Below are 16,381 nucleotides of genomic sequence, written 5' to 3'. Positions count from 1 at the left end.
TAGCCTTTTGGTAGTCGATCCCCAATTTTATCCCAATGACAGATTCACAGCCCCAGACACAGAACTGGAACGCGTTCGTCGAACAGTGGAACGAACAGTTCCTCGAGGCGCTCGAGGACAACATGGAAGCCCAGGCACAGTTCGTCGAGAGCTGGTCCGAGACCGTCGGTGAGGTAAGCGAGGACACCGAACTCTCAGACGGCGTCGAGGGCTATGCCCGCGCCTACGAGACGTGGATGAACGCCTCCCAGCAGATGGTCGATCGCATGAACGACCAGCTCGAAGGCGAAGACGTCGACGTCGATGAGTTCCGCGACATCTGGCTCAACACGGCCAACGAGGCGTTCAAAGACGTCATGTCGACGACCGCCTTCGCGAAGATGACCGGCGAGACCGTCGGTGACGTCCTCGAACTCCAGCAGCAGGCCGACGAGGCCTCCCAGGAGACGCTCCGGTCGCTTGGTTTTGCGACCGAAAACGACGTCGTCGAAATCGGCGACCGCCTCGTCGAACTCGAGCGCCGCCAGCACGCAGTCGAGGAGAAACTCGACCGCGTCCTCGAGCACCTAGACGAGCAATGAAGAACCCGTACGCAACCGCGCTGGAAATGCAGCGACAGGCCTGGGAGGCGACCGCCAACCTGGCCGAGAAGAGCCAGGTCGCACCCGAGCGCACCGAGACGCTCGAGAACGTCGAGGTTGGCCAGACGCCAAGCGAGGTCGTCTACGAGGAGAACAAACTCCGGCTCCTCCACTACGAACCGAAGACCGAGGAGCAACACGACATTCCGATCCTCGTCGTCTACGCGCTGATCAACAAGCCGTACATCCTCGACCTCCAGCCCGACCGTTCCGTGGTGCAAACGCTGCTCGAGGCCGGCTTCGACGTCTACCTGATCGACTGGGGCGAACCATCCAAGCTGGATCGACAGCTCTCGCTCGACGACTACGTCAACCGGTATATCGACAACTGTACTGACGTCGTCCGCGAGCGCTCCGGCCAGGACGCGATCAACATCCTCGGCTACTGCATGGGCGGGACGATGTCGGCGATGTACGCCGCATTGCACCCCGAAAAGGTCAAGAACCTCTCCCTGATGGCCGCCGGTCTTTGCTTTGCGGGCGACGGTGGCGTCCTCGAACTCTGGGGTGCCGAAGACTACTACGATCCCGAGCGGGTCACCGAGACGTTCGACAACGTCCCGGCGGAGTTCTTGGATATCGGCTTCGCGCTGATGGACCCCGTCGCGAACAACGTGACGAAGTACGTCCGGTTCTACGACAACGTCGAGGACGAAGACTTCGTCGAGAACTTCGCCCGGATGGAACGCTGGCTCGACGAAGGGATCGACGTCGCCGGCGTCGCCTACGAGGAGTTCATCAACGACATCTACCAGGAGAACAAGTTGTATAAGAACGAACTCGAACTGGGCGGCGAGCACGTCGATATCACCAACATCGACATGCCCGTCCTCCAGATCGTTGCCGAGTACGATCACCTCATCCCGCCAGGGGCTTCCAAACCGTTCAACGAGAAGATCGCCTCGGATGACACCGAGATCCTCGAGTTCGCGACAGGACACATCGGCATGTCCGTCTCCTCGCGAAGCCACGAGGAACTGTGGCCGCAGGTCTGCGACTGGTTCGAAGCGCGCTCGGATGGCACGGAAGAAAGCGCTGAGCCGGAAACACCAGAGGTAGAGGGCGAAGACGCCACCCTCGCCGAAGATGTCGCAGGCGACGAGTCCGGCACAGTGGATCTCACCAACGGTGGCTCGAGCGTCGAGACGAGTTCCGAGAGCAGTGCCCAGACGGATCTCGACTCCGTGGCGAGTTCCAGTACCGAGACGGACCTCGACGCCGAGACGAGCGAGCTCCACGGCGAGGACCGGTCAGACGAGGAGATCGTCGAGCGCGGCGAAACGGACGTTCAGGAAGAACCCGCTGAGCCCGGCGAGATGACCGTCGACGAGGAGGTCGTCGAGGAGGTTACGGACGAGGAACTCGAGTCCGAACCAGACGATCTCACGGATCTGACCGGAGTCGGCCAGGCATACGCCGAGGATCTCTCCGCGGCCGGTATCGACACGTTCGACCAACTCGCGGAGGCAGATGTCGCCGACCTCGCCGCCGAAACGGGCATCGCTCCGAGCCGGATCGAAGACTGGATCGAACAGGCTCAAGAGCGATAAGCAGCTGGTGGTGGCCTACGGTCACGGTCACAGGAGCCGTCGAGCGACGGCGGCTCGAGCGAATTCTCGCTTTGTCTGCGGTACCGATTTAACTGGACAGTGACGACAACTTGTCCAGGTCACTACTCAGATTTGGGGGCACAGGCGAGCGTGTCCACCGCCTCTCCGTTGGGTTGTTCTCATCATCAAATCACTGACTAATAACACGCCATTATTTATCATCCGGGATTGAACATGTGAACTATGTCTATGGATGGTCGCACCTGTGTGATCACAGGCTCGGCACGGGGCATCGGTCGCGGAATCGCAGAATATCTCGGTGAAGAGGGGGCGAACGTCGTCATCAACTACCGATCGTCGGAAGAGGACGCACACGAGGCCGTCGACGCCATCGAATCGGCGGGCGGGTCGGCCGTCGCGGCCCAGGCCGATGTCTCCGACCGCGCAGCTGTCGAGCACATGCGCGAAGTCTGCCACGAGGCCTTCGGCCAGTGTGACGTGCTGGTAAACAACGCCGGTATCACCGCCGACAAGCAGTTCACCGAAATGTCTCGTGAGGAGTGGGACCGCGTGATGGATGTCAACCTCGGCGGGATGTTCAACTGTACCCAGGTGTTCTACGACGACATCTGGAACGCCGACGAGGGCCGGCTGATCAACATCTCGAGCGTCGTCGGCAAACAGGGGAACTTCGGGCAGGCCAACTACGCCGCTGCGAAAAGTGGGATGTTCGGGTTCACGCGGACGATCGCCCTCGAGTTCGCCCAGGGTGGCTCGACGGCCAACTGTGTCGCCCCCGGCTTTACGGCCACTGACATGGTCACCAGCGTCCCGGACCACGTACTCGATCGGATCATCGCGGAGATCCCGCTCGAGCGGCTGGCCGAAGTGGAGGACATCGCTGCTGTGGTCCGGTTCCTAGCGAGCGAGGACTCGTCGTACGTGACGGGCGAAGTGATCGACGTCAACGGTGGAATGGACCTGTAGACGGACTCGAGTACTAGCCTCTCTCGAAACGTCTTTCCGGTCTGATCTTCGTATATGTGTCTACTGTGTCAGTTTCAGGACGCGAACACTGGTACGAGAAACGACACAACCTGGGTCTCGAGACAGAAACACAGTCGCACGAAGCGTCTGCAACCGGCTTCAAACAGAGCGGTTACCACACCTGTGCGCCCGGCACGTGACAGTTGTCACAGATCACAGCCTGCTTTCCCTTGTAGCTGTCCTGCAGAAGGATGCCCTCCTCACAGAACGTGCAAGTGTTTCCTTCGAGAGCCTCGAGCACGGGAGAGCCGACAGCGTCGTCCGTTAGTTGCATCTCATTGATTTCAAATCAGGACACTATTGTAAATCCTTTTACTGATAGAGTATAACAATCATACTTCTCGTGGGTTGGATAGTGCACTCAGATATTCGGTAGCGAAGCCGACCACAACTGTCATGCATCTCGTTTTAATAGCTCCTCATAACAGCGTGCATCTACACGCTATCAGGCAGGCCACAGGCACGAGCGGCGGCTGGAGTATCGTCTTCCCTGCTACGCTCGCTCTTTCTCTTTCGCAAGCACGCGCACGTTCTCGATTCCCGTATCGGGATACTGACCCGCATCGTCTTTCTCGACAGCTTTGACCATGTCCCAGACAACGTTGAGACCAGTCGTCACGCCCTCGAGGGCTTCCATCTCACAACCCGTCTTCCCAGTGGTCTCGACGGCAACCCGAAGCTCGATCCGATCCTCGGCGAGCGAGAAATCAGTGTCGACGTTCGTGATCGGAATCTGATGGCACATTGGGATCGTTTCCCACGTGTGCTTGACGGCCTGTATCGCCCCGACACGGGCGGTCGCGAGTACGTCGCCTTTGCCGACTTCGTCGTCTCTGATGGCCTCGATCGTCGACTGTTGGAGGCGGATCTCCCCGGCCGCGACCGCACGACGCTTGCTGTCCGGTTTGTCGCCGACGTCGACCATCTGCACGTCGCCCTCGTCAGTGGTGTGGGTGAGGTCGCCGGCCGCGTCGTCGTTTTCACTCATCATCCCCACCCCACAGGGCTGCGGGAATTTCGTCGAGCATCTCGGAGGCGAGTACGCCGAGTGCATCGGTCTCAGCGAGGCGCTCGCCCGCGACGCCGTTGACGTACGCGCCGGCCGTCGCGGCCTCGAGTGGGTCAGCCTCCTCGAGCAGCGCCGCAACGATGCCGGCCAGCAAGTCACCAGTGCCGCCGACTTTCATTCCCGGTGTGCCTGCCCGGCAGATCCGGGTGCGCTCGCCGTCAGTCATCACGTCGTCGACGCCTTTCGCGAGGACGACGTGGCCCAGCTCGGCTGCGAAGGCCTCGATCTCGTCTGCTGCCTCGCGCAGCGAGTCAGTGTCCGGCCCGCCCATCCGGGCGAGTTCTCGGCGATTGGGCGTACAGACGAGCGTCGCCTCGGTCTCGACTTCGGGGACGACCGATAGCGCGTCGGCGTCGACGACCGCCGGTCCCGTGTACGATTCGAGGAACTGCCGTGTCGCCTCGAGCGTCTGGTCTGCCGTCCCGAGCCCGGGACCGAGGACGACGATATCGTCGTGGCGTTCGGCCGTGGCGACGAGGTCGTCGGCCTGATCCGGCGAGAGACGATCGCTTCCGTAGGGCTGGACGATGAGGTCCTCGGCGTAGCCCTGGATCTCGCCGGCGACGGAATCGGGCGCAGCGACGAAGGAGAGTTCGACGCCGGCTCGCAGCGCTGCCTGTGCGGCGAGTGCCGGCGCACCGGTGTAGGGCCCGCCGCCGATGACGAAGACGCGACCGTCGCGACTGGAGGGTCGAGCGAGGGAAACGTCGCCGGGCCCAGCGAAGCGTTCTGCGGCGGCCGGGATCCCGATATCCGCGACAGTGACTTCGGCGTCGAGGTCGTCGAGTTCCGGTTTCGTGTCGTGGAAGGTGACAACACGATCGGCTGTAACGCCGTTGGCCGCGTGATCGCCACCGTCGGCGTCGAACCCGGAGGGAACGTCGACCGCAAGGACGTGTGCGTCGGCTGCGTTGATCGCCGCCGCCGCGGTCGCCGCCGGTTCCCGGAGGTCGCCGCTGATGCCCGTGCCGAGCATCGCGTCGACGATCACGTCCGCCTCGTCGAGATCGAACGCATTCGAGTCGGCTGCGAGGGCGCTCGAGTCAGTCACTTCACGGGTGTCGTAGTCGGCCTGCTCGAGCGCGTCCCAGTTCTCGCGGGCGATGTCGGTCCCGATCAGCTCCGCGCGGCCGAGTAGTAGCGTCGTGACGTCGTATGCGTCCAGAAATCGGGCGGCGACGAACGCGTCACCGCCGTTATTCCCCCGGCCAGCGACGATGACGACCCGCGCGCCCGGGTCGGCGACCTCTCGGATCGCTCGAGCGACCGCATGTCCACTCGACTCCATCAACTGCTTTTGTGGCACGCCCAGCGCCGCAGCGTTCGCATCGACGGCGGCCATTCGCTCGCCTGTAATCATACGCGAGGGTTCGGCCGGCCGACCGTTGAAGATTGCGGACGGTGCAGCCCGTTCGGCGGCTCTCACCCATCGTCGGCCGAGCGTCGCGCGACTCGAATACGCGTCGGTTCCGCGACCAGCACCGTTAATATCAGTTCCTGTGAATGGTTCGCCGTTCAATGGGTGCTATTCGCGTCAACGGGCTGCGAAAGTCCTACGGAGCCGTCGAGGCGGTCGCCGGGATGACGTTCACCGTCGAACGTGGCGAGCTGTACGGCTTCCTCGGGCCGAACGGTGCCGGGAAGACGACGACGATTCGGACGCTGACCGGGCAGATTCAACCGGATGCGGGAACGGTGCGCGTTCTCGAGACCGATCCAGCGACGGAACCCCTCGCAACGCGCCGGCGGGTCGGTATCCTGCCGGAACAGGGGTCGCCGCCGAGTTTTCTGACGCCGCGTGAGTACCTCGAGTTCGTCGGCGAGGTGCGTGACCTCTCGGCCGACCGGGTCGCCGAGGGGACGGCGGCGTGGGCCGAGCGACTCGGGTTCGAGAGCAAGCTCGATACGCTGCATACCGACCTCTCGCGCGGCCAGCAACAGAAGGTGATGATCGCGCAGGCGTTCGTCCACGAGCCGGACGTGGTCTTCATCGACGAGCCGCTGGCGAACCTCGATCCCCTCGTCCAGGAGCAAGTCAAGCGCTTTCTCGTCTCGTATGCGGCCGGCGACAACGCTGTCTTCGTCTCGACGCACAACATCGACGTCGCCGAGGAGATCTGTACCCGCGTCGGCATCGTCGCCGACGGCCAGCTCGTGACCGAACGCTCGCTTGACGACGCTGAGGGCGACGACGACGAGTCGCTGCTCGAGCTCTTCCTCGAGCGCGTCGAGGCCGAAGCGACGCGAGATACGCCAACGCTCGAACGATTGGGCTCATGACTGGTAGTGCAACTGGCGACCGCGGCGGTTCGAACGGGACCGGCTTCTCGACTCGGCGACTGCTCGCGGTGCTCTTCCGCGAGGAGTGGCGCATGCACACCCAGCTGTTCGGCGGCTGGCGATTCGCGCTCTTCCCGGTCGTCATCGCCGTCCTCGCGGTGAGCGCGACGGTCGCGCTGCTCGAGACCGGCACCGCGCGGGGGACGATCGTCGGCGGTCTCCACGCGCTTGCCGTCGGCTTCGGCCTTTACAGCGGCACCGCCGGCTTCGCGGGGTCGGACATGCTCGAGAACGTCTTCGGCCGGCTGTCCCTGTTGCTCTCGTCGTCGACGACGCTGCCGCTCTCGCGCCGGCGGTTGCTCGGCGTCTTCCTTCTGAAAGACGCCCTGTTCTACGGCGTCGCGTTCGTGTTGCCGATGGCGCTTGCGAGTGCGGCCCTGACGGGGGTTTCGGCTGCAACGCCGCTTACGGTCGGGCTGTTCTGGCTGTCGCTCTGGCTCGTCTTCGCGGCCGGGATGGCGACGACCGTCGCGCTGATCGCCGTCCGAACCCGTGGCGTGCCGCCGTGGGCGATCGGACTGACGATCGGCCTCGCCGTCGTCGGCAGCTGGGCCACTGGCGGGCTCGAGGTCGTTCAGTCCATCCTTGTGCCGGTACGCGGCTCCGCAGTCACTGCGGGCGGGCTGGCCGTCGGCACCGTCGTCGTCGCGACGGTCTCGCTCACCGTGTACGATCCGATGTACGGCCGACCTTCACGGACCGCGACCGATCACTTCGCTCGCCTCAGCGGGGCACTTTCCCTCGAGAACGCGCCGCTGGTCACGAAGTCGCTGCTCGACCTCGCGCGCTCGTCCGGTGGCGTCTGGAAGCCGTTCGTCTCGGCATCGATCCTGCTGGCGCTCGTGGCCGCGCTCGTCGGCGTCGTCGACTCGATCACCGGTATCGCACCCGCACCGGGGATCTTCTTCGGCGGCGTCCTCGGGCTCTCGGCGTTTACGACCTACAACTGGTTGACTCAGTTCGACTCGCTCGAGGCCTACCTCGCCTACCCCGTCTCGATCGCGGATGTCTTCCGGGCCAAGCGGATCGCATTCGTCCTCGTCGGTGCGCCGACGGTCGCGGTGCCCTACCTCGCGGCCGTCGTCTGGTTCGACGCGGCGTTTCTGGACGCCGTCGTCGGCGCAATCTTGCTGGCCGGTTACGCGCTGTACTACTACGGCCTGACCGTCTACATCGCTGGCTTCGACCCCAACGAGTTCCTCTTCGATGCAGTCCGCTTCGCGACGTTTACTCTCGGCGTCGCCGTCGCGCTCGTCCCGACGCTGGTTGCCGGCTTCGTCGTCGTCCCGCCGTCCGTCGAACTCGCTACTGCGCTCGGCGTCGGCGGGGTTGTGATGGGCGCCATCGGTGTTGTCCTCTCGAGTCGCGCCGGCCCGCGCTGGGACGCACGCTATCGGACGGAGTAACGAGGGTGTCAGCATGCGGTAGCGCGGAGCCTCCGTCCTCAAGCGCGAGCGAAGCGAGCGGGAGGGCGGAGAGGAAGCGCGTTCGCAGAGATTTAACAGCACCCACGACGTATCTCGTAGTACTGCCGTCCTCGCACACGTCGGGGTCGGGAGGTGCCACCAGTAAACTGGCACCCGTGGTGCGGGAGTACCGCATCCTGAACTCGGGAACGACGACCGCGAACGGGTTGAAGTCCCGTTCCCCGCTTGGGGAGAGAGCGCGAGGACACCGGGAATTAAATCGGCGGGACAATCCTCGCCGTCGGTCGAAGTGGGGGGTGTCAAAAACGCACCCATGCCGACGGCAGGACGGGAAGAGGAAGCCGGATCGCGTCCTTCCATGGGGTCGCGGGGCACAATGTCGTTGCGGTAAAGCCCCGTCCTCAAGGAGTGACTGACCGCCGCAAGGCGGGAGGGAGCGAGTAGGGCGGGGTAGTTTACTTGCGCATCCGGACGATCCCGTTCTCGAAGACCTTGCGGTTCGGGACGATGTACTCCTCGGAGTCGTCCTCGATCTTGGTGACGAACAGGTCGACCTCCTGGACGATACCCGTCTGCTCGCCGATCTTGATCTCGTCGCCGATCCCGTAGGGCTGGTTGAGCAGCAGGTAGATGCCCGCGGCGCTCGAGACGAGGAAGTCTTTGAACGCGACGGTACCGACGATGACGACGCCGACGGCATAGACCGTCAACAGGATTAGCAAGGCGAGGACGTGGACGCCGATTTGACCCAGTGCGATGATGAAGGTGACGTAAAGGACGGAGTACTTGACGAGTTTCGGAATGACCGACACTTCAGGGAGTTTGACGCCTCGTAGATACTCGCTGACGACCAGTTCAGACTTGTCCGCGACGACGAACCCCACGATGAGTACGAGTACGGCGATAAACAGCTGTGGGATAAACTCTGTAATTCGAAGCCAGAACGCGTTCGTGTCCAGCAGTTGGGCAATGTGAATCGCGGTGAGAACCGCGATGCCGTAGATGAACCACGAACTCAGCCGGGCAACGATTTCGACCGTCGAGGTGCCAAGCGACTGGGCGGTCCGCTCAAACGGCGTCCCCTCGACAGCGTTCGGAACGCCTGATGCCGAGAGCAACTCCTCATTGAGCCGGCCGACGAGGTAGCCGACGACGAGCCCGAGTGCTAGCACTGCGGCCGCGATGACCGCTGGCTCGTTGAGTAGCGACTGCCATACTACCATATCAGTACGCCTCCGGGTCGACCTCCAAGATGAGTTCACCGCCCTTGAACGCTCGGACGAGCCCGTCGCTCTCCGAGAGGACGATCGCGATCGCGTTCGTATCCCGCGTGATCGCGCCACCGGCCATGTGGCGCGCACCCAGCCCCTTCGGAATGTCGACGCCCTCCGCGGAGGGCTCTAAGTAGCGATACGCCGAGACGATCTTGCCTGCATCCGAGATGACGAACGCGCCGTCGAGTCGCGAGAACTCTTTGAGCATGACGTTGACGATCGGATCGCCAACGTGGACGTGGGACTTCTCGAAGGGGTTGTACGACAGCGGCCGAGACTTGTTCATCACCTTGCCCGCATCGCCGACGACGAACAGCGCGCCCACGGGTTTGCCCTTCTGACCTTTCTGTCCCAGTTCGATCGCCAGCTCGAGGACCGCCTTGACCACCTCGGGTTCAGCGCGGGATTTGGCGAAGAGATCGTAGATCCCCGTGTGGGTTTCCGCGTCCGCACGAACCCGCGAGATCGTATCGATCCCGTCGCTGAAGACGCTCGTCGCACAGACGAGTTCGTCGCCGTCTTCGATGACGTCCTGTTCTAACGCTCCCTCGAGTCCGAAGCGAATCCGCTCAGCGATTTCCTCGAACTCGAGCGGTAACTCGACGAACGTCTCCGCGCCGACGCTGTTCTCGGTACCGACGACGATCACGTCCAGATCCTCGATATCCGTGACTCGTTCGTAGTAGGATCCACTCGGTGAAAAGAGGACAACGGCATCGACACTGGAAAAGAGATCCCCAAACACGTCGTCTAACCCGGCCATTGATACTACAACTCATTGCCGCGTGAATAAGCGTTGTGGGACAGCTGACGCGCGTCTGTCGATCCGTTCACGCTTCGGTCGGATTCGCACAACGGCCGTCGATTGAGTTGGTCATCTCGTTTCTCGACTGACGGCCCCAGGTCGTCGACAGCGGCGTCTCGATGATTCGAATCAGTCGGCGATCGCTGTCGCTCGCGGGTTTGCTCGCGACAGCAATGCGCGGGACCGGATTCGAACCGGCGGACCCCTACGGGACAGCGTCCTAAGCGCCGGTCGGCTTGCCGACCGGGAACCGCCTCGAACGCCCAACTTCCGTATCGATATTCCCGAAATCTTGGGCAAGGTACATAAGCTTGTGCATGGCACAGCTTCGCTCGCTGTTCGTGATTCCACCAAACGGAGGACAAACTACACTGGTCCTCTTTTGTATGTCGGAGTGAACACAGGCATGCCACTTCCAGGATGAGTCGTAGAAAGTTATAACGTCCTCATCAGTCTCATAAGTCGGTGAGACATGGCTTTTGGTGCTTCTCTCGAATCGAAATCAGATCTGGCGTCGAAGAACTCGGTTTCAGTAATTGCGTCCCATAACAACAGGCAACAAAGATTGAGTAGGATAGCGCCAACAGTTTGAGTTGAACCTTCGCCGTGCAGATTGTAGTTTCGCAGGTCGAATAGAACACGGAAATACCCCTCAGAGAACTTATCGGTATTAGCATCAGGGAATTTCATTCCAATTTGACCAGGACCATATCCGGTGTCTATGTCTTCAAGAAGTTCCTGCACCCTGGTTGAAGCCCCTGAATTCATCCAGATATGGAGGATGTGGTCGAGTTGCAGAGGGCGATCTCGATCATTTGAGATGGAACCTCTCCTCCCAGGGATCTCTAACTTCTTATCATCCGATTCGAAATTTACTGAGCCATCCAGACTAATTTCGTCACAGCGTCGTCTAACAAGCCCCTCAAGAATAGGGAAGCCAGCCCCGCCCGCAAACCTAAGTCCTGAGGTCATCAGGGATGTAGGAACCTGTGTGTTCATCGAGTTCTGAAAAGATAGTATAACGAAATCAATTAGGGTTTCAAAATCGAGTAGGATCCCACGGTATTCTGTCTTCTCCTGCTTTTCGAGCAAAGTATAGTACGCGAAGTCAGTAGTCCACGCCCAATATGCGAGATGGTCAGGTCCAAACCCACCAATTCTCGTCTGAGGCTTCATAATGACGTCGGTCAGATACTTACCGAGAATCCTGAGTTGATCGATGTCTAAATTGAGGAGATCATACTCGTCAATTAGTCGAATGTTCGAATGATAAAGCAGACCATCTGCCCCTCCAGACACCCCGTCTTCTGGGTCAGCTCTCATTTCCCGTGAGCCGCCGAAAAGCTGGACCAAGCCCCCTTCTTCAGTTCTCATAGAAATTGACCCGGAACTCACTGCGAACATGCTATTCGTGGCGCTACCCTCCATCCCCGATACGCCCCAACCACCCGATACAAACTTCTCAACGAAATCTATCTGTTCTTGGGACTCCTCAGAGACATACTTCTTGAATTCATCATTATTCGATGACATTCAGTACTGGACACCTCGTACTGGAACATCTCAAGTGTTACTGTAAATAGGATTGTGCTGGCAGTTCTGTTAGTTGTCGAATTTAGATTATGTTGGAAAGGGAAAACAGGTGTAGGTACTATACTCGATCAAAGTGCGAGTACACCCGCTCTGTCGTCAGTATCGTTGCATGCCTGAGCCGTTTCGTCACGTCATACAGGGTGTTATCCTCTTCCCTGTTGAGCATCCGATATGCGACGCTGTGGCGAAGTACGTGCGGCGTCACTTGGTCCGGGTTGTCTCTTCCCCGAACCGTGAAGGGACGAACCTCGGCGTCTTCTGCGGCGTCTCTGATGACGTTACGCACACTCTCAGTAGTCATGCGGTCTGACTGCCTCGACGGGAAGAGCGCAGGAGAGTCCTTCCACCGCGTGTTGAGGTACTGTCGAAGGATGCGCACGGTCTCGTCCCCAAGCTTGATCTCGGTATACTGAGGGCTGTTATCATTGGGGTAGTCCTTCTGTATGTCCGCAGGGAGCATCAGTACCCCCTCGTCCAAGTCCAACATCTCGGTGTCTACCGCGACGGCTTCGCCCACCCTGAGTCCTGTATCGTATAGGAGAGCAACAAGCGCGTCATTCCTACCTGCGAGGTAATCGGCACTCTCGGCAACCGTCGCATCTCGCATCCGTTCGACTTGTTCCGGCTTAAGCCAGACCTGTGCTTTGTCGTCTTCCTGAGTTTGGGTATTCGTAGAGCCAGCCATTTCTATTACCTTGATATTTAAACGAATAGTGGCCAGCACCATGTGAGTTTGGGTTTCTGTTAATAAAGTCCCAAACTTGTCTCGGTGCTTGTCAGAACGGTGGCCGCTCAGTCGTGCTTCCCGTGAGCCTCAACCTTAATGATTTTTTATTAAATCTGCTGGCCGCGCTCCCGCTCACAAGCGCCCTCCTGCTCAGAGATTTTTACCCAGTCTAAGACCGGATTTTCGGCTTTAGTTGCTGGATTGATAAAAGCCTGGCCGAAGTGGAAGTGCGACTAATTCGGCTTGTGCAAGGGTAGTCTTCCATCCCAAAGGAGGGGTTGGTGAGGTTGAGAACTGCCTTGAACACATTTCCTCTTGGCCGTGGGTTCTGCTTGGCGGGTAGACTGCACTTCCCTTCGCCGTAGGGTCATGCCGGGCTGAGAGTGAGTCAACACACGCCGTGCCGTTCCTCGGACAGTACCAGACTGCTATGCCCTCAGGGCGCACCGCGCCCAAATGTTCGTCGTGTGTTTCCTACCTTCTCACAACCCATGTACGGCCAATAATCTCTGCAGAGCAACACCCTCTATATATTACTTACCAGACAAGCTATAAGTTTCTCGGGTGTCTCGTCTATTATACAGAGTTAGAGCCCGCTGATGGGTTCTAATCCGGTAACAGACCGGACATACGCCTGAAACAAGATTAGACAAAGAGAACCTTCCGAATAGTCGGTGGTTTAGCGGTTCTTTGTCCGTTATTGAGCAGAGGCATATCTGATCACCAGCCAACCAAACCAAATAGTGACAATGAACAAGGAAATCAACGAAGAAACGATCCCCAAGGCACGAGTAAATCCCTCAAACGAGGAAGACCCGAGTGAGATAGTCCAAGCAGATTCCACCCCCAATTCATTGAAAGAAGAGGAGCGGTGGGTGTGCTGGGAGTACTCCAATCAGGGTTCCGGTAAACCCAGCAAAAAACCCGTTCAGCCCAGTGGAGACGGGGCACGTACTGATGATGATTCAACGTGGTCCGCTTTTGACGAGACGTTGCAGTCCGTGATCAGGCATGAAAGGGATGGTGTTGGATTTGTCTTCACCAATCAAGGTCCGTACGTGGGTATCGATCTTGACGACTGCGTCGAAGACGGTCACATCGATGAGTGGGCACAGGAGATTGTCGATACTCTTGACTCCTACACGGAATATAGCCCCTCAGGGACCGGTCTTCATATCATCGTGAAGGGTGATCACCCTGCTGAACGACAGCGGAAAGGAGATGTAGAGATGTATGAGGACGGTCAATTCTTCACAGTAACCGGAAAGCACGTCAGTGAAACACCGATGACTGTCGAGAGACGGCAAGACGCGTTAGAAGAAGTGTCTGCTCAGTACCTCAGTGCAGAGACAACCAGTTGCCCCTCCGTAGAGAGCGATCATAATCGCTCTGAACCTATTAGCACCTCTGACCAAGAACTTCTGGAGAAAGCGAAATCAGCAGACAATGGTGAAAAGTTCAAACGGCTTTGGCATGGGGATACCACTGGCTATGAGTCGCACAGTGAAGCAGATCTCGCTCTCTGTAGTATGCTGGCTTACTGGACTGGCGATGATAAAAACTGGATTGATCGTCTGTTTCGCAAGTCAGATCTATATCGCGCGAAATGGGATGATGAACACCACGCCGACGGGCGCACCTACGGCGAAGGAACCATTGAGACTGCAATCAGTTCCAGCAGGGATTACACTGCAAACACCCAAACACGTTCAGGAGAAGCAACGCAGAAATCCCCTCTGACACTCCAACAGGCACGTGACCGATGCCAACGTATTATCAATAAGTCACTCGCCGATGGTGAACATGTACTCGTTGACGCACTTCCCGCTATGGGGAAGAGCAGTGGTGTTATTCGAGGAGCGGCAAACACAGGGACGCCGCTGACTGTCTTTGCACCGCGCCACGATCTCTATGAGGAGTATACACGGTGGTGTGAGCAAGAGGATTTAACGTCGAGACAATTGCCGAGCTTCCACGAGGACTGTCCCACAGCGAGCGGAGAGTTTGGTGAAGAGTGGAAAAATAAGGTACTTACTCTCTATGAGAGGGGAGCGATGCCGCATGAGATCCATAACCACGCATCCCGCCATTTCGGCGAAGAATTACCGTGCGATAAGGAGGGGGCGTGCCCGTTCAAGAAGAGATGGGACTTCGATCCTGACGAGTACGACGTTCTCATTGGGCACTATAGCCACGCCTACAAGCCTCAAACAGTAGAAAACCGAATAGCTGTCTTCGATGAATCACCTGTTGACGATTTTGTCCAAAAATTCAACGGGGATGAAGTAACTAAGGCGGTATCTGCATATCTCGATGACGCTGAGGACCCGCCCTTCGACGAGTTCACTGATCTGGTTGAAAATCGAGGTGAGTCAGTCGATCGTGATACAGCCAGAGAGTGGTTTAACAAGCAGACGCTCACTCGTGATGGACAACGAGTTCTCGCAAATGCAAAAGACGACGCACACGCTTTGTCACCGGTGCTCGCCTACACAGTATTCGCCGCGAAAGATCTCGGTAATGGATGGGAGTCGGTAACGGTTGATGCCCAGACCAATTCGAGTATCGATACAAGTTATATTGCCGCCCGTGATCGGAGTTCGGGCGACCTCTTCCTTGTGAACCCTCCGGCACTTGCGGATGCGATAGGTGTTGTCGGTCTTGATGGAACTGCCATACCGGAGCTGTGGCATCTCGTCGTTGACGATCAGCTGGAACATCAACGTGTACTTGACGACGACGAGCGGCGTGAGTATATTTCGGAGTGTCTCAACTATACCGTTATCCAGACTGCTCAGACCTCGAAACCGTATTCTGGTGGTCAGCACGTCAAGCCAGTACAAGACAGAGAACTGTTTGATGCCATTGCCCGTCGAGAAGATACCTCACCTGCACTAATAACCTCCAAGACTGCAATCAGTCAGTATCAGGAAAAGGGGTCGCTTAGTTCTGTGGGTTCAATGAAGAACTACGGGGGATTCAAAGGGTCAAATGAGTTTGACGATGAACGCGTCGGTATTATCGCTGGGAGCCCGCATTACGGGGACGACTACGTGAAGCGGTGGGGTGCGTTGGCGGACGAACGTGTTGAACGACGCGGGTATGGCATGGATACCGACTACGGTACATTCGGGAATTTAGTGCTTCGAAATATGCGGGAGCACTCCGTCTTTCAGGCACTCATGCGCTACGGTCGAGACGATGACGGCGCAACGGTGTATGTTCACACTGCGGCGCTCCCTGACTGGATACCTATTGAGGAGAGGGGTGAAGTAGAACTCTGGAGCGACGGTATGTCTGAGGTCGTGGATGAACTCCTGTCCTTGGATCACGACGGGCAGGGTTTGACGACTACTGAAATTGCAGAGGAGACCAGTATCTCAGAGCGCATGGTTCGTGACCATCTCTCTAAACTGGAAGAATATGGACTTGCGAAGAAAGACAAGCATCCCGAAGACCGTCGGACGATCGTCTGGGAACGTGATTCACTGAATCAAAGGCATGCTACTGGATACGTAAAATGGGGAGATACCTCCGAGTAAAGTTCCGGAAGTATCCCCTATTAACTACTATTGGACGTGTTTCCGGAAGTTTTGTGCGGTAGCCACCACTAACCCCCCACTGTGTTTACTGCTGTTCTCTTAGGATAGAGAGCAACTTCCCTCGAGCACACATCTGTTACCTCTCGTGAAACAACCCGGACATCCCTAATTCGGCATGTATAGGGGCCTCTAACTCGCGTCAGCGGGACTCTCACGGCTTCCCGGAGCAAATATAAACCCCACGCCCTACCCGGATTTTCGAAACTGAACCCGTCGCTGTCCTACGAGATATGTGTACTGGGCGGCAGTGTGTTAACCACATTCGCCACCAAAATCACTCGGACTCATGGCCATTTGACTGTAGAG

General features: G+C 58.6%; 13 protein-coding genes and 1 tRNA gene. 6 read left to right on the top strand and 8 right to left on the bottom strand.

Annotated features, from left to right (window positions below; all coding sequences use genetic code 11):
- Positions 1 to 35: 35 nt before the first annotated feature.
- The 3 genes from ACFR99_RS06050 to ACFR99_RS06040 all read left to right on the top strand — a co-directional run bounded on the left by ACFR99_RS06050 (position 36) and on the right by ACFR99_RS06040 (position 3,178).
- The gene (locus tag ACFR99_RS06050) at positions 36 to 581 is read left to right on the top strand and encodes a poly(R)-hydroxyalkanoic acid synthase subunit PhaE (RefSeq protein ID WP_390285337.1); all 546 of its coding nucleotides are present in this window, start codon (positions 36 to 38) and stop codon (positions 579 to 581) included.
- Positions 578 to 2,191 (top strand): class III poly(R)-hydroxyalkanoic acid synthase subunit PhaC, encoded by a 1,614-nt coding sequence (phaC, locus tag ACFR99_RS06045; RefSeq protein ID WP_390285335.1) that lies wholly within the window; start codon positions 578 to 580, stop codon positions 2,189 to 2,191. The genes ACFR99_RS06050 and phaC overlap by 4 nt, the downstream gene beginning before the upstream one ends.
- Before the next feature lie 243 nt (positions 2,192 to 2,434).
- Positions 2,435 to 3,178, top strand: coding sequence for a beta-ketoacyl-ACP reductase (locus ACFR99_RS06040; RefSeq protein ID WP_390285333.1), 744 nt, complete (start codon positions 2,435 to 2,437; stop codon positions 3,176 to 3,178).
- Positions 3,179 to 3,350: 172 nt separating this feature from the next.
- Here the strand turns inward: ACFR99_RS06040 and ACFR99_RS06035 are convergent, their stop codons facing one another.
- The 3 genes from ACFR99_RS06035 to ACFR99_RS06025 all read right to left on the bottom strand — a co-directional run bounded on the left by ACFR99_RS06035 (position 3,351) and on the right by ACFR99_RS06025 (position 5,667).
- Positions 3,351 to 3,512, bottom strand: a complete 162-nt coding sequence (locus ACFR99_RS06035) for an HVO_A0556 family zinc finger protein (RefSeq protein ID WP_390285331.1) — start codon at positions 3,510 to 3,512, stop codon at positions 3,351 to 3,353.
- A gap of 219 nt (positions 3,513 to 3,731) precedes the next feature.
- A complete protein-coding gene (moaC, locus tag ACFR99_RS06030; protein ID WP_390285329.1) occupies positions 3,732 to 4,226 on the bottom strand; it encodes a cyclic pyranopterin monophosphate synthase MoaC in 495 nt (164 codons plus the stop codon).
- Entirely contained in the window at positions 4,219 to 5,667 is a 1,449-nt protein-coding gene (locus ACFR99_RS06025; protein WP_390285327.1) for an NAD(P)H-hydrate dehydratase, read from the bottom strand. The genes moaC and ACFR99_RS06025 overlap by 8 nt, the downstream gene beginning before the upstream one ends.
- A 158-nt stretch (positions 5,668 to 5,825) precedes the next feature.
- Between ACFR99_RS06025 and ACFR99_RS06020 the strand changes: the two genes are divergently transcribed.
- Positions 5,826 to 6,587, top strand: a complete 762-nt coding sequence (locus ACFR99_RS06020) for an ABC transporter ATP-binding protein (protein ID WP_390285325.1) — start codon at positions 5,826 to 5,828, stop codon at positions 6,585 to 6,587.
- Complete coding sequence (locus tag ACFR99_RS06015) at positions 6,584 to 8,053, top strand: hypothetical protein (protein ID WP_390285323.1); 1,470 nt, start codon at positions 6,584 to 6,586, stop codon at positions 8,051 to 8,053. Before ACFR99_RS06020 ends, ACFR99_RS06015 begins: the two co-directional genes overlap by 4 nt.
- Positions 8,054 to 8,529: 476 nt before the next feature.
- Here ACFR99_RS06015 and ACFR99_RS06010 read toward each other — a convergent pair whose 3' ends face one another.
- The 5 genes from ACFR99_RS06010 to ACFR99_RS05990 form a co-directional block, all read right to left on the bottom strand.
- Entirely contained in the window at positions 8,530 to 9,297 is a 768-nt protein-coding gene (locus ACFR99_RS06010; protein WP_390285321.1) for a mechanosensitive ion channel family protein, read from the bottom strand.
- A 1-nt stretch (position 9,298) separates the two neighbouring features.
- Complete coding sequence (dacZ, locus tag ACFR99_RS06005) at positions 9,299 to 10,111, bottom strand: diadenylate cyclase DacZ (RefSeq protein WP_390285319.1); 813 nt, start codon at positions 10,109 to 10,111, stop codon at positions 9,299 to 9,301.
- 216 nt (positions 10,112 to 10,327) lie between these two features.
- Positions 10,328 to 10,407: transfer RNA gene (locus ACFR99_RS06000), tRNA-OTHER, on the bottom strand.
- A gap of 181 nt (positions 10,408 to 10,588) precedes the next feature.
- Positions 10,589 to 11,686 carry a hypothetical protein gene (locus tag ACFR99_RS05995; protein WP_390285317.1) on the bottom strand — a complete coding sequence of 366 codons (1,098 nt, stop codon included), beginning with the start codon at positions 11,684 to 11,686 and terminating at the stop codon, positions 10,589 to 10,591.
- A gap of 118 nt (positions 11,687 to 11,804) precedes the next feature.
- Positions 11,805 to 12,431, bottom strand: coding sequence for a tyrosine-type recombinase/integrase (locus tag ACFR99_RS05990; protein ID WP_390285315.1), 627 nt, complete (start codon positions 12,429 to 12,431; stop codon positions 11,805 to 11,807).
- Positions 12,432 to 13,222: 791 nt separating this feature from the next.
- Here ACFR99_RS05990 and ACFR99_RS05985 point away from each other — a divergent pair.
- Positions 13,223 to 16,015, top strand: a complete 2,793-nt coding sequence (locus ACFR99_RS05985) for a phage NrS-1 polymerase family protein (RefSeq protein ID WP_390285405.1) — start codon at positions 13,223 to 13,225, stop codon at positions 16,013 to 16,015.
- Positions 16,016 to 16,381 lie beyond the last annotated feature (366 nt).

Origin of the sequence: Haloarchaeobius amylolyticus (assembly GCF_042678045.1) — an archaeon.
Classification (GTDB): domain Archaea; phylum Halobacteriota; class Halobacteria; order Halobacteriales; family Natrialbaceae; genus Natrinema; species Natrinema amylolyticus_A.
The sequence above is the reverse complement of the archived record's forward strand: the minus strand, read 5'-3'. Positions and strand labels throughout refer to the sequence as shown.